Consider the following 22,865-nt stretch of genomic DNA (forward strand, 5'->3'; position numbering starts at 1 on the left):
CAATCAAGTGGCCAAATTCATTCAGCCACTTTTCACTTGGTCACTCAGTCATATTCTTTAGAATGCACTGCTATCGTTGACAATAAATACGCAATTACTTTGAGTAAAGTAAACCTATCCCATAGTGTTTTTTATGCTGGTTTATAGTTCAACAGTCGTTATCACATTTGCTAGCTCAACTGAGAACTAAGAAAGGCCCTAATGGGCCTTTACAATTAAAGTCCGTTAACTCGCCATATGGTTTTAGCTTTCTTAGCCAGAAACTTTTGTCGAGAGTCGATGGTCTCTGGAGTCCAATCATCATAAAAGTTTGCAAGTCCCGCAGTTATAACAACAGCACTCTTTTTAAGTGATTCGCGCTTGACCTCATAAGGACAGTTTCCAATGTTCTTATTTATTGATTTCTCTAATATAACCATGTTAGCTAATCGATAAATTGACTGTTGTTGTCTGACACTATTAAATTGATCCCAACCAGCACCAGCGCGCTGGGGCAAAATGTGCTCAATGTTAAATTGGTTAGTCGTTAAATCTATAGAGTTTCCAGATTCACTGTGTTCTAATTTTGTAAGTATGTACTGGACAACCTTTTGGTTGCGAGTGTTTGTTGTCTTTAACTGCTTGCTAGTAAATGCCGCAGTAAAATGTGTGTCATCTGGATAAATATCTCTCAGTGCATCAATAACTTCTACGTAAGAGGTAAGATCACTATTCTCTATTCTCGTAGCTACTGAGCTATACAAGCCTTCCTGATCTTGTGGTGGCAAACTACAAATTACGTTATATCTAAACGATATTACTGATATTGACTGAAGGATTTTTGTGAAAGTTTGTCTGTCAGTATCAAAGAATCTTCGATATGAGGACATAAGCATTGCCATAGGTTGTTTTACACCAAACATTATTAACTGCGAAAGAGCTTCCCTTTCAGCTACATCCCAAATGGCACTGTTAGGATCGCGAAGGTTCGCATAAATCTCAGCGTTATATTCCAAGTCTGTAACCAATTGAAATGCTTTTGCTTGCGTATCTATAGCCTTTTGAATTGTTTTAAATAGATCCTTTTTACGAACCAACTTGTTTTTACTATTCCAGAAAATTCGCAACAACTCAGGAAAGCTTTCACTACTTAGCAAACCAGTAATATGCTCCCATGAAGACTCAAGATCTTCTAAAACAGAGTTATGTGGATTGTCTTTACTCAACACAGAAAATAGATAGTTTTTCAACAGGTCTGTAGAGCTAAGTTTTACCCCCCTCGCATTTAACGTTTCAAATACTTTAAAGGCATTTAGCTCATCAGTGACTGAAATTACTGTGAAAAACAATTTGTCGACTAAGGAATCAATAAAAGCTGTTACTTCTTGACCACTTTCTTTTGTGAATCCAAATCTTGTCTCAATCTTGTTTGAGTACCAATGATACGCTTTTCTAAGAAGATGCTCAGATGCTTTAAGGTTTCTCGCAGGGATATACTCAGAGTTAACTGCAATGTAAGTTTGGTAAAACCTATCATTGTGCTTGTTCAAGGTTAATTTAGAACGAGAACGTAACGTAATAGGATCGATGTAGCCTATGTAGCTTTCACGCAAAACATTTTCACGCTTCAAGTTGTTTTCTGAATCCAAGTCTTTCTTTATCAAGCTTTGTAAGTGATTCAGTGCAGATAATATGATGATTGAAATCGTAGTGATCCTTTGTTGACCATCGATCACAGCGCTAGATTTTTTGTTCGCAGATTCTTGTAAGACTAGATATCCCATATAATGCTCAGTCTCAGCATCATCTTCCCCGCTATACATAGCTAAAATATCAAACCAGAGTTCTTCCCAGTTCTCCTCACCCCACGAATAGTCTCGCTGGAATGGCGGTATGCTATAAGTAACGTTGTGCCCAACAAGTTGCCTAAAATTTTCGTTCGCGGTGCTGAGGTTCATTTCAATAACTCTATGATTACTAGTCGTTTAGAAATACTAACATTAGGCTATGCAGTGTACAAAGATAAGTGAGTCTCACAATGTGCGGGATTTGGTCGAATGTATCCTCGTTATACAGCATGGGGTAACAACGCTCTGTACGCCCCTTCCTTGCGATGACCGCATTAGCCTTGAAAAGACATCGTGGCCATTCAACAATCCGATTAAACGCTGGCTTCACAGCGTTTATTCTTTATTTGTTAGAATCCGATTTTGATGAAGTGATCTTTATAAGCTACGTTAAGCACTATATTATTAAATACCCACTTGATATGCGAATTTTCACCTCGACCTTTTTTTGGTCTTTGGCGAACATACCATATACCAAAAAAAATATACTCAGATCCAACTTGAAAGTGTTTCAACAGCCGAGGGTCTTTAATTGTAATTTCAGGTGTTGGTTTATTTATTACTCCTTGCTCGTTCACTTCAATAAATGGGGACTCTAACTTAATTTGATGAAATCTAAAGTTTTCTGTCGGTGGACTAATCTCTTTTATGTGCCCTGATATTGCCAAAGGCGGTGTTGTTTTCTCAGGTTTATAGAATTTCAAAAACTCAAACAAATTATTGATATCAAAGAAGAATTGATTCCAAGGTATCTTGTGCCCCTTAAAATCGAGTGTTACTAAAGAAGACAGTTCTTCTTTTTCTTCACATAACTCCCTTAGTTCTAATACCTGTTTCAGTGTACGTAGGTAGTTTGTTAAACGTCCTTTGTTTGAGTATTTTTTGTCTTGTTCACCGGCTTCTCCCCAACTAGATCCCTTACGTTTCACTTGATGATCTGTTAACTCCCAAAGAGCTTTCAACAGTATATGCAATCGAAATTCATATTTAGATGCTGAAACGGCTCTGAATACCTCAGAATCCGATCTTTTAGCGACAAGCTCTAACCTCCCAGACAAATCAAATTTGCATCCTACACTATGTTGCTCATATCTCTTTAGCCTAAAACAAGGAGCGATCTCTACCGTTTTTGACTCATATTTTCTGTTATGTCTTTTGACAAAGCTAAGTTCTGCGCTGCATCCATCGACGCAACAAAATAGTTTACCAAAAGGTTGTTGTTCAAAGCCCAAAGCTGAGACCGAAGTGCCACTCGCTCGAATCGCTTCTGGAATTTTACTGCCCACTATTCCTCCATAGATTTATCAAAGTTCTGTTAAGGTGAATAACGCAATGCCTATGCTACTGCATAGTTTTCTCGGACTATTGCCATTGCAGACTCAGCAGCGACGCCATTGTCCTCAAACGTTCGTTTGTAAAAATAGAAAAATGCTACACCAAACTCAGCTAGTTCAATAAAGATATAATTATTCGTAGAGTGGAAGAAATGGAAGTCATTATTCGTGGTATGGATAACACAAAGAGAGTTAAGCCTGTCTACCTTTGATTTCATACTCAATACTTGCAATGCAGAACGAAGGTTAGAAAAAACCTTTGAAGGACTTGTCTCCATAGGACCTTGAAACATTGCTATTGGCATTTTGCCAATAAAAGGAATGTAGTCTGCACCTTTTACCTTGTTTAAGTTTCTTCGAAGGTCAAGCACTTGAAATTTGTACTCTAAAGTTTCTAACCATAGAATGATTAACTCTAAGGTCTCTTGAGAGAACCCTTGGTTACCAACATCGAATTTTTCAAATTCATGCTTCAAATGCCTCTCTAAGTAACCGAGGAGATTCGAGTTGCACTCCTTGCACGCTGGTAGCGTCGTTTTATTGTAAGTCTGAGAAATGTCGTTAGTTGTTGTTTTGAAAGTTCGTTTTGTACAACGGTTGTAGACCCACTGAGGAATCACATGCTCTCTAGTCAACTTCTCTTGAGAACCACAAATTATGCACATTTCTGCTGAGTGATCTGCAATGATTGCATCAATTACTTTCTTCTTATTTAGTCTAATTTTCTTTCGAAGTTGAATCAGCTTTAACTGAATGCTCATTTGAGAATTAGCTCCTAACTTACTCGGGACACAGAACGCTTTGATACGGTGATTAGCCGTACTTCATGGGTATATGATGTGGTCTTTCTTTTAAGGGTTCAACATAAATTCAATAGCTTAGTTAAAAAATAATAAGTTAGATTTCCACGTGATGCATTACTTCTTGATTTTCTGTATTCAGATAACTTTTAGTAGGGCAAATTCGCATTAACGGCATATGAACGAGCTTTTACTCTAAAAAGAAAAGGGGCAAAAATGCGCTAGCTGAGATCAAGCTAGTATTGTGATCATCAAGCGCTTAATTACCGAAGGGGCTTGTCAAAATTCGATAACTAAGAGCTTTCTTTACTTTCCTGTACTCCACCATCATCGTCGGCTACGGTTAAACATATCTTTTCAAACTGGTTTAACGTTGCTTGATCTACAGCACCACTTTCGTATAAGTCGTTTACTGTCTCATGCACCATATTCAAAACATCACTCATCTCATACTCACTTTACTACTTGGAAAAATTTTGTCTTAACAGTTTAATATCAACATGCCCAACAAAAAACCATCAAGCCTAAACATGATGGTTTTGATTCTTAACTGCTTGTTCAGCAGGTTGGTTGCTTTCTTCCTGGCCTATTCTTAGCTGCCTATGCGGCAGGACACGCATATTCACTTGTGGGACCCGAGCAGTCCATATTCTTAGCTGCCTATGCGGCAGGACACTGTTAACTATAGTCGCTAAGCTGTTAATTCCACTTGTTTTATATCACAAAAGTCTAAAATACCCTTTTTCTTATTGCGTCTATAACTCATTGTTTTTAAATATCTAAAATAAAAATTTCAAAAAAGGGTCAAAAACTGAAGTCAGGTACCGTGCCTTTTCTTTCTTGATTGGTGGCTAAACCATAGCTATTAAAGTTTGCTGCAACGCGCTCTCTAACAAACTCCTTTTGTACAAACAAAATATAACTTTCCCCTGATGAACCGCTGGAGATTGGGATTCGATGAAAACTATCGATGATTCGCTCTTCATTAGTGGCTGGTAATGATTGTCCATCACCAGAGAAATCGGCTCTCGCCATGCTACGTTTGATTCGACGTTTCTTGGAGCCCAGAAAACTTTTCCCAATCGTTTGATTACGGGTAAACCTCACCTCAACCGCAATGTCAGGCACCTCACAAACACTGGAGATCTCAAATAAACCTTCATTTACCATCACAGAGAAATAGGGCTGAAAAGCGAGTCCAATCATCATCTCTTTATCTTCAGCAACAAAGGCAATGGTTTGGCCAACTGTAGATTCGTTCCAGTCCGGAAAACTCACACCTATTTTATTCATGGCTTGTCGGTTATTGACCATAAACAAGTGCATTTGGGATATACACCGTCCTGCCAATAATTCATGGTCGGCTTGTGCAGGCATGTAACGTATTAAGAAATAGTAACGCTTAGTCATAGCTCTCCCTTACTTAGCCTTCGTTTTAGACTTTGAACTTGAGCAATTGAATAGGCCGCCTTTGATCAAGACAGACATGATGAAGTGCACATCATTTGGGATGACTTGAGAAGCTGTCATGCTTTCAATCCAGTTCTCTGTATTTCTGACTAATTGGTAAAAGTCATTTCCATGGGACACGTGTCGCCTTGCTATAACGTATTCTCGATCTGCCCCATATTCGTTCACTCTTAATGGTTTATCTGCGTTTTCATGCCACCAATCGTCAATCGATTGCAATGCGGCTCCAACTTTTTGACCATGAAACGCAACGGTTTCCTTTCCGTTCAATAGTTCGACGGTAGCTAACTGCTTAGTCGGAACACCATCTTCTCGGCTATCTAAAAACTCTTGGCTTGGGTAAACCTCATCTCCCCAACCAACTCCAATTTTAGCTTTGACATCCATGTAGAAATATTCGGTCGGGTCAGAAAGGGCTCGCATCAAATAGGCTGTGAGCTTTTCTAGGTATTCTGCTGAAGCCTCATCCCAATGACCATACCAAGAAAGCCTTGTTGCGTTTTCTATAATCAAGGTTTGCGAATCACTGGTGGTCACTTCTATCGACAATTGTCGACACTCTCTGTTTCTCCAAAGCCAACTGCCAAGCAGTATATTCTTCGCGTATCGATGAGCGAGCTCCTGATAGCCATTGAGATCTTTATAAGTATTAGCCAGTAACGAAAGTTTACTGCGCACTTCATCGTCACTACAGATATCAGGGGTTAGAGAATTGGCTCGAATTCGAAGCGGGAATGCACAGTAGATATCATCTACACCCGGCTTTACGTAACACTCTTCGATGAACTGAGGATTGGAGTAAGATAAGTCTTGTGGAGCAACATTCTTTTTTACAAACTTGCCCCCTTTATAGGCTTCTGCATAACCCCCTTTTGGTGCGCGCAACCTAGTTCTATCAACTTCAAGGGGACACATCTCACCACTTTTAGAAAGATGGTAGAAATATGCTTTGCCAGCAGAGAGTGATCGAACGTAATTCAGCTGAGTGCAAAGTTCCATAAACGATTAATCCCTATAGTTTTTTATAAGAATAGTTTCGCTACTGCATTCTATCGACCAAAAGGCGTGGTTTAAAAAGTGATCTCTTCCACTAAAACGTACTTCTATGGGGTTAACTCGCTGAGCAAGTCCTATCGCATTCTCTACATAAGCGTGACAACCAGTGATTGAGTTGCGCCGTTTAGTTGGTTGTTCTAACAAATGGTAGCCAATAGAAACTGGCAAATTATCAGCGTCTTTAGTAATAAAACGCTCTAGCTCATCAAAATCACTCGACTGGTTCTCACTTGGATATAACCATCGTCCGTATGCTGGCAACCCTTTTATGACATGGAAAAGCTCGCTCCTACTGGTAAACGTCCTTAGCCACTCAACCTGCGTCGATAGCTGTGGTTGGTATAATGCCCCTCCGGCGAAAGCAACGGGAAGTGCCGTTTTAAGCGCGGACTTAAAATCTGAAATTCGGCTGTCGCTATGGACTCTGATAACTAAGTCTATTTCTAGGTCCGCTAATCGTTCACTACGAATAGTTGGTCGCTTCGCGTTAGAAACCGTTCGCGCTTTGGCGACTGAATTGGGCTCGGTAAGCTTCGCTGTCGGTTGAATATTTTCACTTCGAACATAAAAAGAGAAACTCGAAAACTCAAACAGGGAATCACAATTAGCTCGCTTATTAAACTCTCTTTGATAGCGGTGCATAAAGCCCCAAATAACAGTCAAAGAAGGAGCACCACATAGGTATGGGCTACTCATTGCGACCGCATCTTGCACTCTCATTGATGATAAATAGATATACTGCTCACCCGTTACCTTATCTTCATTGCCATTTGGTTTACTAAGTTGTTCAAGTACCCATACGATTTGGGCTTTGACGACCTGCATAAGCTTAGGATGATAGGCAAACTTCGCAGCATACTTGTTATTCTGAAACGAGAGATGCAAGCGACGATTTAACTCACTAGCTAAAGAGCCTAGGTCCGATTCTGGTAGCGACAAAAAGGATTGAACTAAAGTGTCATCATGTTTCAATTTCTGTTGATTGGGTTCAGCATCAACGATATCTCTTAACTCAATTAATGGGAGCATCCACAGGGCTATCTGCTTTCGCAATATCTTACTTCTAACCTTACGAGCGCTCTCTCTTTGCTTCTGTGTTTTTGATGGTTCGGATCCAATTAAGTGATTTAACACCTGACAAATTTTGGCGTTAGTTACCTGATAGTCATCAAAGTAGCGGCCACTCTTTTTGCGACTTTCAGTTAACGTCCCACCCTGCGCTGGTTTGACGTCTAGCGGGTAATTTAGGGCTTTCATATACCCACCTAAACTGCCACACAAGTTCCCGATACTTGCAGAATTCGGCAGTGACAAAGACACAAAGCTAAGCTTACTTTCTCGACTTCTCGATCTCACTTCTAACTCGCTCTGAATGGCATGGCTGACCACTGGGGTCACCGAAATATAATCATCCCCCCATGGAAACCGCAGTTGCTTGCTGTAAGTGCTGACACTGTCAGGAAAACTATTATCAGGAAGTTTCTCTTCAATTGTGTGTTTTAAGCGATCAAGTGACTTAACACCCAAACCAAATTCTTTAAGCAGATCGAGCCAAATAGGGGTTTCTTGCTGAATAAGTGAAAGAAGACTTGCGGACTGTGATTGCCAACGAAAAGAATTCAATAACCACAATGTATGCCGATACACTGCAGAGTTATGCGCCCACCCTAAGCGTTGCTCTAATACTGCGCTTGAAATAAATGCCTCGGTTGTCACAAGAGGCTGTGCAACTATCCGCTGATCTTTAACTCGGCAGTCTGGAAACTTGAGGTTATGAGTATGGAACCATTTGATTTCATCAAGAGATGCCTCTAGGTTCTCAGTCGCTTTTAAATGCCTTTTAGCACGAGCAACATCCAACCAATCAGAGCATCTATCCGCTTGATGGCTTGAACTGAGATTAAGCAAGATCGTTAATGCTTCTTTTTCATACCCTTCAACACAGACATCTTCCGTATAGGGCATGAACATCTTCTTTAAAGCAGACTGCTTTACTGCCTCGTCTTCAATTGCTAATAAGCCACTTAATTTCGTCATAATTACCACTCAGGTAGATATACACTTAAACCATCACTTTCAGAGCTCATTCGAGTCAGCTTTGTTTCGATGACACTTCTTAAAGTAAACGCCGACTCATGACTCGCTATCTTTGTATGCATTCGCGGCCTGATCGCGGCTTTAATCTCACCAAACTCATACAGCCGATACACTTCATCGGTGGTGCAAGAAAGCAATGTAGAAGCTTCTAAGGGGCTGAGCAGTACATCACCGATATTTCCTTTGCCGCTTGAGGGCACTGTTGCCATTAGCTTTGTAAAGTAAGCTAACATCTGTGCAAGCACTATATTGTGACTCAACTGCCGACTGGGTAACTGACGGCAATCTTTAAGCAGAGCACCAAAAGCTTCATTGAAAAACATCTTCTTCCAATCTTTTACTCGCACAAGTTCTGCCTTCTCTTTCAAGGCATCGAGGTCTTGCCACAATGCCGTTGGCCAAGAGCCACAATATTCAATGAGTGACTCAAAACTGAGGTCATCGATATCGCCATAACGATTTACATACCAAAGAAAAAAACCATAACGCTCAGATAACGTCATTTCTGCTTTCAATAATCCCAAGGGTTTTGAATCACTTCCTGACAACCATTGAGCGACCAACACCTCAACCTCTGGCGCATCCTCTACTGGCGAGTTTCGAAGTTCATACCCACATTCACACTGGCCAATACTCTCGGTACTTTTGTATTCAAGCCTCGACTTACACTCAGGGCAGTGATGAATCAGCTTACAGCCATGATGTTCACAAGCTTGGTGAGAGATAAATTGCCACTGTTGGCGAATATAGGGTGCTTCGCCAATACATAAGGGGCAAATAGGCGTGAAGCGTTTGCGAACAAAAGCATAAGGATAGTCAGAACCAAATCTATGAACAGCTTTGTATTGCGGAGAGAATTGAGCTTTTGAATGTGATAACGCTAGGCGCAGTGCACCAAAGTTGTTGAGCTTTAATTGGTTCTCAAGATGGATAAGAACCCGTACCCGCATTTGGCTTGTGGTTTGAGCGTGGTAGATATTGACTCGGTTGAGCTCTAAGGGGAAAGCACCAGCAATCGCTCCATGCAGATCCATAGTGTCGAACCAGATATCTTCGGCGAAATGAGAAAATCGCTCGTAACCTTGTTCTTGCGATAAGCGCAACAAGAAGCTTTCGAGTGATTCGTCAGGGTAAAGTTGAATATCCGTTTTCACATGCCACCACTAAAACTTAGAATATCTAAGTTTCAGTATCGGAGATATTTCATGCATTGCAACCATAGAGGCCAACATATTTTGAAAAAATGCCTATGAACTCATTCAAAATACGACAGAATCGCTTGGTGATCACAACTATGATGCGAAAGAGCTAAGAAAATTCTGCCCCAAACTTTGTTAGAACTAATAGACGTTTCAAAGTAGCGACATGCACTTTGAATAAAGTAATCTAATGCAAAATGAGTGGCTGATTGGACTAACATGTTTAATCCAATCAGGAATGAGCAAGTAATAGAAATAGTGCTGACCTTTGTGATTATGCTTCTCTCATGAAAGCCAGCACTTTCGCGGATTAATTCACTTCTGAAAGTTTAATAGCGGGACTTTTTTTCTGGTTTAGTAAGATACTAATCAACGCTAATACCGTAAATGCTAAGCTTGATAGGAATAGATTTTCTACACCGAACTGAGCGATAAACCATCCAGCTACGATCGAGCCAATGGTGATCCCAAAGTTTGAAAAAGAGATGTAAAGACTATTAGCAAAAACTTTCGCATCACCGGCGTTATCCATCACCCATGTTTGACTCACAACCAAGCCAGCAGAGTGTACTGCACCCCAAAATGCGACCATGGCTACCATAAATGAGAATGAGAAACCCATGAAGTATACGGTAACAAAGATAAGCCCAAGTATGACAGGGTAAAGCATCACGGTCTTTTTCATGTTTTTGCCAAGTAGTTTGCCAAAGATGAAGTTACCAAAGATACCAAATACACCGAACACCATCAGCATGGCACTAATCCACGTACCGTTCATATTCGTTACTGTGCTTAAGTATTGAGTAATAAAGCTGTACGAAGAAAACATCGCTGCAAATACGAATATTACAGTCGATAAAGACAGCCACATGGACTTGCTACGTAAAATAGTCACTTGAGAGCCGAATGACATTTTTTCCTTTACAGGCGCGCTTTCCATCAAGAACATCACACTCACTAACGCAATGGCACAAGCAGTTAAGCCAAAGTAAAAGGCATAAGCGAGAGAGTACTGTTCAGCTAGAAAAGCACTAATCGGAATACCGAAGACCAAACCTACCGCTACCCCACCGAATACTTTTGCTGCGGCGTTGCTTTGTTCTTCAACTGGAACCATAGAAGTGGCTGCTACTAATGCAACTGAAAAGAATACAGCATGCATCAAGGCTGGCAGAATTCGAAATATCATCATGGTTGTGTAATCTTGCGTTATGGCGTACACAAGGTTCGAGAACACGAATAAGGAAAGTATGCCAATTAAGACGTATTTTCTATTCCACCCTGACATAAATAATGTAATAAATGGTCCACTCACCGCCACGACAACAGCGTAAACACTGACTAACAGACCTGCTTCTTGTACGTCAATATTAAAGTCTTTCATGACTTGTGGAAGAAGACCGATAATACCCAACTCTGTCGTGATAACGCCAAAAACGGCTAAAGATAGAGCAAAAATAAATAAGCTTTGTTTTTTCATTGTTTCAACTCAAATGATTATTAACGTATGGAATATATGTACCGTTAACATTGGTTGTTGTTAGAACACTCAATCCATGCTTTGGATAGGTGACGCAAAAATGTTGTTTTTCGTCCAATAAAAATGCCGTTATCAATGCAATTGAATTCGGCGAATTATCGGAATTCGCATTTTCAAAGGGGGGAATAGCTTCTATTTATCCCGATGACATGCGCTTAGAACCGTGTTGTACGAAACTTGCAAGTGACGACTGGTTGCCCGCTTTCCATGATTTTGTGCGGTCATTTCAATAATTCTGCTCCTAATGCCTGGTTTGCAGGCTTCGTAACAATAATTCACTTGAAACGTGCGACAGCAACTCAGACAGCGATACCTTTGGTGGCCTTTAGGGCTATAGCCATGTTTTACCACGCTGTCACTCTTACAACAGAAGTGGCAATGAGGGTTATTCGTCGTCACATCGAACCTCAAAGTCTCAGTGAGAGGTACCGAGAATCTTTTGAATGTAATTATCAAGTTGGATTGCATAATAGGGGATAACACACGCCGAATTAAGTCCCTTAAATTATTAATACATATTCCCACAAGGACTTAATGTGTTTTTTTTACCGTGTTAAACTGAACATTAAGCTCAGAAGAAAGCAAAACAAGTGTCTGTTTTTAAATGATTTAATCTCTGATTTCTTTCAATAAATAGAAGGTGTGATGAATGGACACAATTTAGCCGTTACGTTGATTTGCTAAAAAACACCCAGTTGACGACTCGAATATGCCATGACACATTTTGCGCTCTGCTTCGGTATGCCATTTAGTGTAAGTGCATATCGGTTTAACACGTTATGAGATGATTTAACCTTATGAAAAAATGAAAGAAAACACTTTTAGCCATGTCGGTTATTTTACTTTCCTCAATGGCTTTTGCGGGTAATGGGCAGAGTCAAGCGAACAGTGAGTTTCCAATCCCTACTGGCTTTGAAAGTAGCTTTAAAGAAATCAATGGTGTGAAACTGCACTATGTAGAAGGAGGAAGTGGACCTCTGGTACTTATGGTCCATGGGTATAGTCAAACATGGTATGAATGGCATCAGCTAATGCCAAAGCTAGCTAAAGAACATCGCGTTGTCGCTGTCGACATGCCAGGCCTTGGACAGTCTGAGCCATTAGATTCAACCTATTCTGGGTTAGATGTTTATCCTTATCTTCATGGTCTTGCGAAAAGCTTCAGTCCTGATGAGCCTTTCGATGTCGTTGCACATGATACAGGGTTTTGGATGACGTACCCGATGATCGCACAGCACCAAGACGATATATCGAAAGTGATATATTTTGATTCTATTATTCCAGACGATACTATCTATACTTTCCCGTCTTTTACTCCAGAAGGTGAAGCCTCTACGTGGCACTGGAGTTTTTATACTGCTGAAAACAACTTTGCAGAAAACATTGTTGAAGGTAAGGAAAAGTTGTTTCTTTCTCATATCATCAAGAAACATGCGACCAATAAAGAAGTATTTACAGACGAACTGCTTGATTTGTATGCAAAGTCGTATGCTAAGCCAGAAACCTTACATGCTGCGTTTGAGTACTATCGTTCATTTACTACCTCAGCAGAGCAGAACAAAGAAATCGTTAAAGACCATAAGTTAAAAATGCCTGTACTTGTTATTCCAGGAGACAGCAATGGCGGTGGACTGGGTGATGCCTTCCTTAATCAGGTAAAAAAATACGGTGACAATGTTCAAGGGGAAACGATACAAGGATGTGGACACTGGTTACCAGAAGAGTGTCCTGCGACAGTAGAGCCTTTAGTTATTGACTTTCTGAATAAAAAATAATTTACAAAACTGAGCTGAGTTTTGTTTCTATTGCGGTCTTCATTGCTGCTATAGACTGCCTATCATTGTTGTTAATACATACCCTAGAGTAAACGCTAGGGTATTTTTTCATTTGAGCGATGATGAGTCTAAAGCGTTGGAGAGATTCAGAGAACAATGGCGATTGAGTTGATTCGTGCTCAGTCATATCGCGATACAACGAGAACGCATTATTCGTTGTCTAGTTCAGAATGTACCCAGCGAGAAAACGCTTGGAATTTTGCTCTCGTTTCCATGCCTTTAGGACAAACCAAATCGTAGCCCTTTCCTGATTCAATATGTGGAAATGGCGCGACTAACCTCCCCGCTTGGATCAAAGGCAGCGCAAATTCATATCGAGCAAGAAACACACCGAGCGATAATTCCGCTGCTTCCATCGCCAGTCTGTTATCACTATAGAAATCACATCGCTTTTCGCAGTCGATGCCGACATTCATCTCATCTAACCAATACTGCCACGCACTCGTATCCCCTCTATGGATAAAATTAACGTCAGATAGAGCGCTCAACCCATTGTGAAGGTCATGCTCAACGGCGTAATCAACACTGCATACAGGTGTTCTTTTCCCTGAAAACAGTCGCTCACTGTAGTGGTTGGGGTACCGCCCTTGGCTATAAAAAATCGCCACATCGTAAGGCTCAAATTGAAAATCAGATTGATTTTGTTTGGTTTGCAGCTTGATGCTTAGATTGGGGTATAGCTGACGAAGTGAAGGGAGTTTCGGGATCAGCCAAGCAGAGGCGAAATAAGGTGATGTCGCTATATGCAAGCTACCAGTCAGCTCTCCGGTTTGAATGTCAGAAAGGGTGGAAAATATGGACTCAAATGAAGAGTTCAAAACACTCAGAACTCTTTGTCCCTCCGGCGTGAGCTCTAACTTTCGGGTTTTTCTAATGAATAGATTGAATTGAAGCTGCATTTCCAGTTTTTTAATTCGCTGGCTCACCCCACCTTGGGTCAGAAAGAGCTCTTCTGCTGCCTTGGTAAAACTCAAGTGGCGCGCTGCAACGCTAAAAGTATGAAGCAGAGAAAGCTGCTGTTGTTGATTGGTTATTGAACTCATGCATTACTCTAGTTAATTCATTTAGAGGTATTGTTCGTTTGTCCGAAGCTGTGAGTCATTATAGATTAATTTGTGTAATGTCACATTACAAGGACGTTAATGGTGACTCAATTAAGAAGCGCAACGTTGTCGATGATGGAAGGCTCAACACGGGCATCGGAACGGATACAGCTATTACAAGATTCGATAAAATACAACTTGGATAAGATACGATGAAACTTATATTAAATGCTGATGATTTTGGGCTGACGGAGTCGGTGAACTTAGGGATTGCGGATTGTTTTCGTGCCGGAACCGTAAAATCGACCACCATCATGATGAACCAACCTGGCGTCGCTCATGCGTCACAGCTCTATCAACGTGGCCTTATTCCTGAAGTTGGACTGCATTTTACAGTGACATCTGGTCAACCTATTTCAGATCCTACATTGGTTCCAACACTGGTCGACGAGAATGGTCATTTTTTTGATAGAAAGACTTTATTTAATAAATCAGATGTCTCCTCTAACGAAGTGGCGAGAGAGTTAAAAGCGCAATATCACGCCGCTATGGACGCAGGCTTTAATATCAACCATATCGATAGCCACCATTTTGCAGGCGCCTATCGCCCTCTTAAAATAGGTTTTACACAAGCAGCCAATGAAATAGGCCTCCCCGTCAGGCGTATTGATAGCTTTATACGAGGTCAAAAATTGTTATCGGTCCCGACCCCAGATGCGTTTGATATGGGATTTCATGCCGATGGCGCTAATATTGAGTACCTCAAAGCCATGTTGCTGGCTTATCAAGACAGCATGCCTAACAGCACGATTGAATTGATGTGTCACCCTGCCAGAACGCTTAATGAAGAGCTAGAGGGCATCTCTAGCTATGCCCATGCCCGCGTTGAAGAGTGGAAGATTTTAACCAGCGATGAGTTTTCTCTCTGGCTAAGAAAAAATGACATTGAATGCGTCGGCTTTGATGCGCTTCATGCTTAATTCAGCGAAGCAAATTTACCTCCTCACAAGACAAACCATCAGCTTTGCTCGGTCGTTAAAATCGTCGCTTGCGGTTCAATCAATCAACACAATAATAAAGGGTGACATTGTGGTAAATCCTACCGTACTTTCCCAAATCACTATCTATCCAGTCAAATCCATTGGCGGGCTTTCACTCTCTTCTTCGTGGACTGAAAAGCAAGGCCTTGCTTTTGATCGTCGCTTTATGCTGGCGCTGACTGGCGAAGCGGTTTCCGCCTTAGCTAAATACCCAACGATGGTGACGGCGCGTCAGTATCCCAATATGGTTCAAGTGAGTTCCAGTCTACTGTCTACTGGCATCATTTTTTCTTACCCTGGGATGGAATCGCTAAAGTTACACTATTCTACGTTTAAAATGCAGGCTACAGATGCCAGTGTTTGGAGAGACCGCTTTTCCGCCTATACAACAACCGATGAAGCGAACGATTGGTTTAGCCAAGTGATAGGGAAGCGAGTTGAGTTACTGTTTACTGGCGAGCAATCTAACCGCATGAGAGAAAACCTTGGTCATAATGTGAGCTTTGCCGACGGTTTTCCTATCTTGCTTATTAGCTCTGGCTCACTAGCGGAGCTGAATAGACGCAGCAGCGAAGCCCACACCATGGAACAGTTTCGTACTAACCTCGTGGTGCAATCGGACGAACCTTTTATCGAAGACTCATGGAAGCGTATCAAGATAGGTGACGTCGAATTTGAAATTGTAGAACCGTGTGAGCGGTGCATTTTAACGACACTTGATCTGGAAAATAGGGAGTTTAGGGCCAGTAAAGAGCCATTGACAACCTTTTCGCGTTTTAGAGCCAACGAGCAAGGCAAAATATTTTTCGGGCAAAACCTTATAGCGAAAAACGAAGGTGTTATCTCCATCAATGATGCTATCGAAGTGCTTGAATATAAGTCCAAGGAGTTTTATGAAGATCTCGACGCAAAAAAACAAGAGTTGATTTGCGTTGAAAGAGAACCTGTAGCAAGAAACTTCGAGACATTTTGGTTTGAGCCTAAAAATGGCTTGGTGCCTGAGTATAAAGCGGGACAACACCTACCTATTGAGATCAAGGTCAATGGCAAACTGACCAAACGAATGTATACGCTGTCATCTAGCCCCTCTCGGCCAGAACGTTTGTCGATTTCCGTGAAGCGAGTCAATGGTGGTGAAGTCTCCAACTGGTTATTCAACCACTTACAAGTTGGCCATACCATTATTGCGGATAAACCCAAAGGCACATTCCATATTACTAAAGGCTCGAAGGACCCGCTGTTGCTGCTTTCTGCCGGTAGCGGTGTGACACCCATGATATCCATACTTCGGTACTTGACTGACCAACGTGACACTCGTGATATTGCGTTTTATCATCAATGTTTGACGGAAACAGATATTCCATTCATGGAAGAGCTCGTTATGCTAGAAAAGCAACACGCCAATGTGACTGTGACTATAGCCCTTAGCGATCCATCAACTGGTTGGATAGGCGAAAAGGGGTATTTTAGTCGTACTCATTTAAATCAAATTTCAGAGTTTCACAAGCGTCAGGTTTTTGTATGTGGTCCTAGTGGTTTCATGGAGAGTGTAAAACGCTTGATGATAGAGAGTGGACTGCCTGAAGAACAGTACTATCAAGAGACATTTGGTGTTGCAAGAGTGACGGACAGGAACGAGAAAAGGGTTCAAATCAGTCTTGATGGTGTCGTGTTTGAGGGAAGCAACCAGCGCACCGTTCTGGAGCAAGCCGAAGCAGCAGGACTTTCTATTTCGAATAACTGCAGAGCTGGCTTCTGCGGCGCCTGCAAAGTCACGGTGAAATCAGGAGAGGTTTACCAGCCCGATGCGCCTGGAATTGAAGACAGTGATAAGGCGAAAGGAATGGCCCTAGCTTGCTGTGCGGTACCTAAGACAAATGTAAATATTGTTAGCTAGTATGTAGGTTTTATGATGATTTAGGCCACCATCAAACTTTGATAGTGGCCTCAATATCGTTGGACTATCTAAAACACAATAACACCCAAATGACCTCCAATGTCATGCTTCGATTAGTCAACATTACAAAGAAGCCTCAAAAATATCTGGATGACGACTCGATAATGCAATGATTTCATCTATGATGACTCTTATTTTAGGCAGAATGTAAGGTGTTTTTAGCCAAACAATACTGATGGGCGCTCCTTCGCCATTGAGTTTCTCTAATACAGGGCGTAATTGTCCATCATCAAGGTATTGCTTCACTAACCATACTGGTAGTTGAGCTAAACCGGCACCAGATAAAGCCGATTGTAAAATGCCTTCACAGTCGGCTATCTCATGACGTGCTGAAATATCGACAGATTCGGTTGCCCCCTTCGCATTTCTCAGTAGCCAGCTATGCCTTTGTCCAATAGGCCAGCCGACGATGCAATCATGTTGGGCTAGATCTTCTTTTTTGGTAATCGGTGCTCGAGTTGCTAAATAAGAGGGAGAGGCACATATCACCCTTTTTTGCTCCCCAATTTTACGTGCAACAATATCGCCCGAGTTTTCTAAATGCCCAACGCGGATCGCAAGATCAATCCCGTCACTGACTAAATCCGTAGGACGGTCATTAAAGGTAATAGATAGATCTAATTGCTCGAACTTGGACGTTAATTCTAGCAACTTGGGTAGGATAGCTCTTCTACCGAGAACTGCGGGTAAATCAATACGCACACGCCCTGATGGCAATAACTGTTGATTGCTTAAGCGCTTCTCTGCTTCCTCTAAAATAGTCATCGCTTTAAGGCAATCGGCTAAATAGGAATCCCCATCATTGGTCAACGCGATGCGTCGAGTTGTTCGATGAAGGAGTTTGGTGCCTAGCTGCTTTTCTAGTCGAGCAACGCTTTTACTTAAAGCTGAACCGGTCATCCCAAGCGCTTGGGCCGCAAGGGTAAAACTCCCCAACTGCGCAACGGTGACAAAGTGACGAACTTCCACAAACTGGCTTTTTAACATCAATTAATTCCTTCAGGGACTTTATGTTTTTCATTATATGGACTTAATAAGCAGATGTGAATCGATTATTCTGCGTACATCAACGAGATGATTACATCGACTTTTCAATAAAGGTAAACATGATGAATAACTTCAATAGATTCAAAGGTAAGGTCGCTTTTATCCAAGGTGGCAGTCGCGGTATTGGTGCCGCCATTGTTGAGAGATTGGCATTGGAGGGAGCGTCTGTTGCTTTTACATTTGTGTCATCCCACGGAAAAGCTAAAGCGCTTGCGGAGAGCTTAACTTCACAAAGTGGCAAAGTCATCGCAATAAAGGCGGATAGCACTAAACCTGAAGATATCAGAAATGCAATCAGCGAAACCATAGAACAACTTGGTCAAATTGATATTGTCGTAAACAACGCAGGTGCGCTGATCTGGGACAGTATTGAAAATTTGACGATGGATGATTGGGACAAGACCATCAATACCAACGTACGAAGTGTGTTTGTGGCGATTCATGAAGCCACGAAGCACATGAATAATAATGGCAGAATAATCAATATCAGTAGTACGAACGCTCAGCGCATTCCTTTTGCTGGCGGTTCTATATATGGAATGAGCAAGTCTGCACTAACCGGATTGGTCAAAGGTCTCTCTCGCGATTTAGGCCCTAGAGGCATTACCGTCAACAATATTTTACCTGGTCCGGTGGATACCGACTTAAACCCAGACAATGGCGATACTTCAGAGCCAGTAAAAGCTATTGGTGCACTTGGTCGTTATGGTCAAGTAGAGGAGATTGCGAGCTTAGTAGCATTCGTCGCTAGCTCAGAAGCGGGTTACATCACTGGTGCTGACTTGATGATCGACGGTGGCTTTTCCTCTTAATCGAAATACACGGTCGAGTCACTCACGATTGATCAACCCAACCTCAAGCAATCATCACTTCATGATGAGCAAAGAGAGATACGATGATTGGCCTACATCCAAGGTCAATCATTCAGCACCTATCAGTTTTGAACAGTTTTGCACGCTTGCTAATGACATCCAGTTATTACCACATAAACATCCGATGTTAAATATCGAGCTCCCCAATAAAACAGATAGCGTATTAAAAAATTAGCGTTATTAAAACGAATGCTTAGTCTTATTCCATTTCTAAACAGAGAGGTAAATGACTTCTATGGACGACCCCTTTAGGTGCCGTTTTATCTCATTGTCTTCTTGTATTAAGGAGATAAGCACATGCTAGAGCTCTTTCTACAACCTGAAATCTAGGTTGTATTTGCAACGTTATTGATCCTTGAAATTGTTTTGGGTGTCGATAATGTCGTCTTCATTTCTGTTCTATGTGAACGACTCCCAGCACAGCAACGCAAAGTTGCACGTAATTTAGGTATTGCTCTGGCGGTGTTAACGCGAATAGGTCTTGTGTTTTCTATTTCGGGGGTGATGTCTCTGACTAATCCCTTGCTGAGCTTCACCCACATCACGTTTACTGGACGAGATATTATTATGATATTGGGTGGTGGCTTTTTGTTGGCTAAAAGTGCGAAAGAACTTTGGTCGTGGTTAAGGCATACACCATCGTCATACTCGACTCAAGCTAGGACTGGACTCGCCGTCGTACTTCTCCAGATTGTGGCGGTAGATGCCGTTTTTTCTATGGATTCAGTCATAACCGCCGTTGGTTTAACATCTGAAGTGCCAGTTATGATAGCCGCTATTTTGACATCTGCGATTTTTATGATTTTAACGGCGGAAAAAATCAACGACTTAGTTACTCGTTACCCTGGATTTAAAACATTGGCTTTACTGTTTTTGGTTTTATTGGGCGGACTACTAATGGCGGAAGGTTTAGCCATTCATATCAATAAAGGCTATGTGTACTTTGCGATGGTTTTCGGACTAACGCTTGAGTTATGTCATATACAAATAAAAAACAAACAGAAGCGAACCTTAACCATCCAACAAATCAAAGAATTTCAGAAAAAGCGAATCGGGTTACGTTTTAACTAGATACGTCTCATGTACAAGGAGCCTGTAGGCTCTGATGATTCGTAATGTACAAACCTAGCCTACACGATCAGCACTAGGCAAAGCGGCTTTCTATACACAAGGGGGATTCATTATTTGCTAATTTAGGAAGGGTGATAACTCGTTTTTCCCATAGGCGTTTAAGCTAACCCATCCCCTATAAAATATGATTGCCAAACTTCATGTTGACCACAAACACTGAGAGGAGGTCATCATGAGAAAGTCATCTTCTGGAAAATGCAGTGGCATCAAAAGGCCATTTAAGCTTGAAGAGATCTGGCGGATCAGAACTAGGCTGGAGATTGAAAACGATTTGATGCAGCTCGCGTTACTGAACCTAGCTATAGATAGCAAGTTAAGAGCGAGTGATTTGCTAAAGTTACACGTTTACGATGTTTCTTCGCAAGGAGTTATCTATGACAGGGTTCAGTGCACCCAGCAAAAAACGGGCACCGATGTCCACTATGAGATTACACCAAGAACACAGCAAAGTATTAGCCGATGGATTTTTGCAGCATCCCTAGAGGCAAGCAGTCTTCTATTTCCGAGTAGCCGCCGCTCTGGGCAACCTATCAGCTACTCATTCTATCGAGCAATTATCAGGAGCTGGGCTGTAAAACTTGGATTGAATGCTGACTATTACGGTACTCACTCCATGCGTCGCACCAAAGCCACTTTAATCTATGCCAGAACGAAAAACATCAGGGCTGTACAGATCTTACTTGGACACTCGAAGCTTGATAACACAATTCGATACCTTGGCGTTGAGCTAGAGGACGCTCTGAGGTTGTCAGAGAAAACAGACTGCTGACAGATAGAAGCTGCTACAGGCTTTTCTCCTGAAAAGCCTGTGCCCCAAAACTCGTTAGAATAAATACTCTACATATTTTAGAGGCGTGCTTTTCCCTATCAAATCTAATCCGATGAAAGAGAGTCAGACCTAGCTTATTTTGGGTGTATGTAGTTTGAAAAATCGTATTGTCCCGAAGCCGCCGGAGTTATACAAAAACTTGCGGCAACTTCTGTAATTCGCACTTTGGACGCTAGGCAGTACGGGCTTTCGATTGAGCGTTACGCTCCCCCCCTTATTACAATTAATCTTTCAACGGAATCTCTAAGGGAAGATAAAACCCTTTTTCGCTTGCCTTTTTCACGTTGGCATCTAAGTTAATTGCTAATGAGAGATACATAATCGAGCTTCTTACAAGCTTAATCAAAGTAAACAATCGTCTCTCGAACTCTTCAACAGACACGTGAAGAGTATGAGTTGATAGCTTTTGCTTTTCATATTTTTTATGTTTGATTTTCTCACACTGCGCTTCAAGTTCAATTCGTTGCTCTAACAGTTCAGAAACTTTATCGTTATCTTTCTTTTTACGTGCAAGCGAAATCGATTTACTAATACCTTCCAAACTACCCACTAACTCAGAAAGTTGATTATCCATATCTTCTGATTTCATTTTGGCATAAGAATTGTAGTTCACTGATAAATCATAAATCTCACTATCAACGATAATCAACGATCTATGTTCAATCGCATTTCTAATCTCAGAAAATGCCCTTGTATCTGGGTCAACCCAACGAGAAACAGACTCATGACCTTCTACATCTCGTAAATCTTGCAAAATGAAAAACAATGCATTGATAAAGAAATTGTTACCTTCCTCCAACTTATCATTAGGTTTCCATTTTCCGTTTAATTTTCTAAACAATTTATCTATATAAATTTTGTTGTCTTTCGAGATATCATTTAAATCAAAAAATCGGTGCAAGAAGTAAGCTATTTTGTCGAATAGCGCATAAAGAGTCTTGAATGATGACTTTAAATGACTCACTTTTAAATTATCTAAGTTACCACAATGACCATATACGTGTTTGTAAGTGTCGTTAAAATAATGTTTTTCTTCATCTTCAATCATCAGTGCCTGATACATTAAGTATCGAGCGTAACAATAATCATTCTTTATTTCGTCATAATTAACATGGTAAGCGAGCTTTTCTGATTCGATTAAGATTGGATTTATATTGATTGAAAATGACGACAGAGCCAATACGTCTTGATAAACGACTTCGTCTTGGCAAACGTCATTCAAGTCGTTTAGAAATAACTTATGATCACCACACCACTTCAAAAAACTTTGTTGCTCTTCAGACTTGAACTCTTCCTTGAAGCTTTTGAAATAATCGAAATCGACAAATGAAAAATGAGAGTGAAACCATTGGCTGAAATCATACAAAATTCCTCCTTTGTCGATTGGTGCCCGTTGTTCTGGTTCAAGTTGGTTCTCGTAAGGTTTTAATTCGTCTAATAGCTTTGCAGCCTTATAGTAATGGTATTGCTGATGACCTGGATCATACAAAGATTCAGCTATAAACAGTTCATTACGTGCTTTTGCAACGTATGCTACTGGATTGTTATTTAACCTTATCGCTTCGTCATAGAACTCGATACAACACAACGCACGACCTTGTGAAGAAAGGTGATTAGCTAAATTTGTGCATATCATAGATTTTAGTTGGACAGTATTAGGATCGACTTCTAACTCATTTACCTTTGATAATGCCTTACGATAAGAAACAGCTACTTTTGTGGATTCTGGTGAATACCATTTTGAATGACTTGGGTGATACATTGCTGAATAGCAATTTCCAAGAGCATA

19 protein-coding genes are annotated in these 22,865 nt (G+C 41.1%); 6 read left to right on the forward strand and 13 right to left on the reverse strand.

Annotated features, from left to right (window positions below; genetic code table 11):
• Nucleotides 1-215: 215 nt before the first annotated feature.
• From AB4623_RS19295 to AB4623_RS19340, 10 genes are all read right to left on the reverse strand, one after another.
• Nucleotides 216-1,937 (reverse strand): DUF262 domain-containing protein, encoded by a 1,722-nt coding sequence (locus AB4623_RS19295; protein WP_372127764.1) that lies wholly within the window; start codon nucleotides 1,935-1,937, stop codon nucleotides 216-218.
• A 239-nt stretch (nucleotides 1,938-2,176) separates the two neighbouring features.
• Nucleotides 2,177-3,112 carry a hypothetical protein gene (locus tag AB4623_RS19300; protein WP_372127761.1) on the reverse strand — a complete coding sequence of 312 codons (936 nt, stop codon included), beginning with the start codon at nucleotides 3,110-3,112 and terminating at the stop codon, nucleotides 2,177-2,179.
• A 50-nt stretch (nucleotides 3,113-3,162) separates the two neighbouring features.
• Nucleotides 3,163-3,921, reverse strand: coding sequence for a hypothetical protein (locus AB4623_RS19305; protein ID WP_372127759.1), 759 nt, complete (start codon nucleotides 3,919-3,921; stop codon nucleotides 3,163-3,165).
• A 332-nt stretch (nucleotides 3,922-4,253) separates the two neighbouring features.
• Nucleotides 4,254-4,406 (reverse strand): hypothetical protein, encoded by a 153-nt coding sequence (locus tag AB4623_RS19310; RefSeq protein WP_162838724.1) that lies wholly within the window; start codon nucleotides 4,404-4,406, stop codon nucleotides 4,254-4,256.
• Between the two features lie 358 nt (nucleotides 4,407-4,764).
• Nucleotides 4,765-5,370: a type I-F CRISPR-associated endoribonuclease Cas6/Csy4 gene (gene cas6f, locus AB4623_RS19315; RefSeq protein WP_372050681.1), complete on the reverse strand. Its 606-nt coding sequence runs from the start codon at nucleotides 5,368-5,370 to the stop codon at nucleotides 4,765-4,767.
• 9 nt (nucleotides 5,371-5,379) lie between these two features.
• Nucleotides 5,380-6,429, reverse strand: coding sequence for a type I-F CRISPR-associated protein Csy3 (csy3, locus tag AB4623_RS19320; protein WP_372127756.1), 1,050 nt, complete (start codon nucleotides 6,427-6,429; stop codon nucleotides 5,380-5,382).
• Between the two features lie 6 nt (nucleotides 6,430-6,435).
• Entirely contained in the window at nucleotides 6,436-8,523 is a 2,088-nt protein-coding gene (locus AB4623_RS19325) for a type I-F CRISPR-associated protein Csy2 (protein ID WP_372127754.1), read from the reverse strand.
• 2 nt (nucleotides 8,524-8,525) lie between these two features.
• Nucleotides 8,526-9,737 carry a TniQ family protein gene (locus tag AB4623_RS19330; protein WP_372127751.1) on the reverse strand — a complete coding sequence of 404 codons (1,212 nt, stop codon included), beginning with the start codon at nucleotides 9,735-9,737 and terminating at the stop codon, nucleotides 8,526-8,528.
• Between the two features lie 355 nt (nucleotides 9,738-10,092).
• On the reverse strand, nucleotides 10,093-11,262 hold the full coding sequence (locus AB4623_RS19335; protein WP_280605069.1) for an MFS transporter: 1,170 nt from the start codon (nucleotides 11,260-11,262) through the stop codon (nucleotides 10,093-10,095).
• Nucleotides 11,263-11,454: 192 nt separating this feature from the next.
• On the reverse strand, nucleotides 11,455-11,790 hold the full coding sequence (locus AB4623_RS19340) for an IS1-like element transposase (protein WP_372127774.1): 336 nt from the start codon (nucleotides 11,788-11,790) through the stop codon (nucleotides 11,455-11,457).
• Nucleotides 11,791-12,149: 359 nt separating this feature from the next.
• On the opposite strand from AB4623_RS19340, the gene AB4623_RS19345 reads away from it, so the two are divergent.
• Nucleotides 12,150-13,097: an alpha/beta fold hydrolase gene (locus AB4623_RS19345; protein WP_372127750.1), complete on the forward strand. Its 948-nt coding sequence runs from the start codon at nucleotides 12,150-12,152 to the stop codon at nucleotides 13,095-13,097.
• Nucleotides 13,098-13,306: 209 nt separating this feature from the next.
• On the opposite strand, the gene AB4623_RS19350 is transcribed toward AB4623_RS19345, so the two are convergent.
• Nucleotides 13,307-14,200: a LysR substrate-binding domain-containing protein gene (locus AB4623_RS19350; RefSeq protein WP_372127748.1), complete on the reverse strand. Its 894-nt coding sequence runs from the start codon at nucleotides 14,198-14,200 to the stop codon at nucleotides 13,307-13,309.
• Nucleotides 14,201-14,412: 212 nt separating this feature from the next.
• On the opposite strand from AB4623_RS19350, the gene AB4623_RS19355 reads away from it, so the two are divergent.
• Complete coding sequence (locus tag AB4623_RS19355; RefSeq protein WP_372127745.1) at nucleotides 14,413-15,180, forward strand: carbohydrate deacetylase; 768 nt, start codon at nucleotides 14,413-14,415, stop codon at nucleotides 15,178-15,180.
• Nucleotides 15,181-15,289: 109 nt separating this feature from the next.
• Nucleotides 15,290-17,137 carry an MOSC N-terminal beta barrel domain-containing protein gene (locus AB4623_RS19360; protein ID WP_372127772.1) on the forward strand — a complete coding sequence of 616 codons (1,848 nt, stop codon included), beginning with the start codon at nucleotides 15,290-15,292 and terminating at the stop codon, nucleotides 17,135-17,137.
• 123 nt (nucleotides 17,138-17,260) lie between these two features.
• Here the strand turns inward: AB4623_RS19360 and AB4623_RS19365 are convergent, their stop codons facing one another.
• Nucleotides 17,261-18,184 carry a LysR family transcriptional regulator gene (locus AB4623_RS19365; RefSeq protein ID WP_372127742.1) on the reverse strand — a complete coding sequence of 308 codons (924 nt, stop codon included), beginning with the start codon at nucleotides 18,182-18,184 and terminating at the stop codon, nucleotides 17,261-17,263.
• Nucleotides 18,185-18,306: 122 nt separating this feature from the next.
• Here AB4623_RS19365 and AB4623_RS19370 point away from each other — a divergent pair, with 122 nt between their 5' ends.
• The 3 genes from AB4623_RS19370 to AB4623_RS19380 all read left to right on the forward strand — a co-directional run bounded on the left by AB4623_RS19370 (nucleotide 18,307) and on the right by AB4623_RS19380 (nucleotide 21,016).
• Nucleotides 18,307-19,056: a 3-oxoacyl-ACP reductase family protein gene (locus AB4623_RS19370; protein ID WP_050907646.1), complete on the forward strand. Its 750-nt coding sequence runs from the start codon at nucleotides 18,307-18,309 to the stop codon at nucleotides 19,054-19,056.
• 408 nt (nucleotides 19,057-19,464) lie between these two features.
• A complete protein-coding gene (locus AB4623_RS19375; protein ID WP_372127740.1) occupies nucleotides 19,465-20,187 on the forward strand; it encodes a TerC family protein in 723 nt (240 codons plus the stop codon).
• 232 nt (nucleotides 20,188-20,419) lie between these two features.
• Nucleotides 20,420-21,016 carry a tyrosine-type recombinase/integrase gene (locus tag AB4623_RS19380; protein WP_372127737.1) on the forward strand — a complete coding sequence of 199 codons (597 nt, stop codon included), beginning with the start codon at nucleotides 20,420-20,422 and terminating at the stop codon, nucleotides 21,014-21,016.
• A 283-nt stretch (nucleotides 21,017-21,299) separates the two neighbouring features.
• Here the strand turns inward: AB4623_RS19380 and AB4623_RS19385 are convergent, their stop codons facing one another.
• Nucleotides 21,300-22,838, reverse strand: coding sequence for an LA2681 family HEPN domain-containing protein (locus AB4623_RS19385; RefSeq protein WP_372127734.1), 1,539 nt, complete (start codon nucleotides 22,836-22,838; stop codon nucleotides 21,300-21,302).
• Nucleotides 22,839-22,865: the final 27 nt, after the last annotated feature.

Origin of the sequence: Vibrio sp. 10N.222.52.C12, from assembly GCF_041474215.1 — a bacterium.
GTDB lineage: Bacteria > Pseudomonadota > Gammaproteobacteria > Enterobacterales > Vibrionaceae > Vibrio > Vibrio crassostreae_C.

Bases quoted from the DNA above. Each gene is read 5' to 3' on its own strand.
- AB4623_RS19340 (WP_372127774.1), bottom strand. From the start codon at position 11,790: ATGCAATCCAACTTGATAATTACATTCAAAAGATTCTCGGTACCTCTC.
- AB4623_RS19305 (WP_372127759.1), bottom strand. From the start codon at position 3,921: ATGAGCATTCAGTTAAAGCTGATTCAACTTCGAAAGAAAATTAGACTA.
- AB4623_RS19385 (WP_372127734.1), bottom strand. From the start codon at position 22,838: ATGTATCACCCAAGTCATTCAAAATGGTATTCACCAGAATCCACAAAA.
- cas6f (WP_372050681.1), bottom strand. From the start codon at position 5,370: ATGACTAAGCGTTACTATTTCTTAATACGTTACATGCCTGCACAAGCC.
- AB4623_RS19350 (WP_372127748.1), bottom strand. From the start codon at position 14,200: ATGAGTTCAATAACCAATCAACAACAGCAGCTTTCTCTGCTTCATACT.
- AB4623_RS19365 (WP_372127742.1), bottom strand. From the start codon at position 18,184: ATGTTAAAAAGCCAGTTTGTGGAAGTTCGTCACTTTGTCACCGTTGCG.
- AB4623_RS19355 (WP_372127745.1), top strand. From the start codon at position 14,413: ATGAAACTTATATTAAATGCTGATGATTTTGGGCTGACGGAGTCGGTG.
- AB4623_RS19325 (WP_372127754.1), bottom strand. From the start codon at position 8,523: ATGACGAAATTAAGTGGCTTATTAGCAATTGAAGACGAGGCAGTAAAG.
- AB4623_RS19380 (WP_372127737.1), top strand. From the start codon at position 20,420: ATGAGAAAGTCATCTTCTGGAAAATGCAGTGGCATCAAAAGGCCATTT.
- AB4623_RS19295 (WP_372127764.1), bottom strand. From the start codon at position 1,937: ATGAACCTCAGCACCGCGAACGAAAATTTTAGGCAACTTGTTGGGCAC.
- AB4623_RS19310 (WP_162838724.1), bottom strand. From the start codon at position 4,406: ATGAGTGATGTTTTGAATATGGTGCATGAGACAGTAAACGACTTATAC.
- csy3 (WP_372127756.1), bottom strand. From the start codon at position 6,429: ATGGAACTTTGCACTCAGCTGAATTACGTTCGATCACTCTCTGCTGGC.
- AB4623_RS19335 (WP_280605069.1), bottom strand. From the start codon at position 11,262: ATGAAAAAACAAAGCTTATTTATTTTTGCTCTATCTTTAGCCGTTTTT.
- AB4623_RS19370 (WP_050907646.1), top strand. From the start codon at position 18,307: ATGAATAACTTCAATAGATTCAAAGGTAAGGTCGCTTTTATCCAAGGT.
- AB4623_RS19345 (WP_372127750.1), top strand. From the start codon at position 12,150: ATGTCGGTTATTTTACTTTCCTCAATGGCTTTTGCGGGTAATGGGCAG.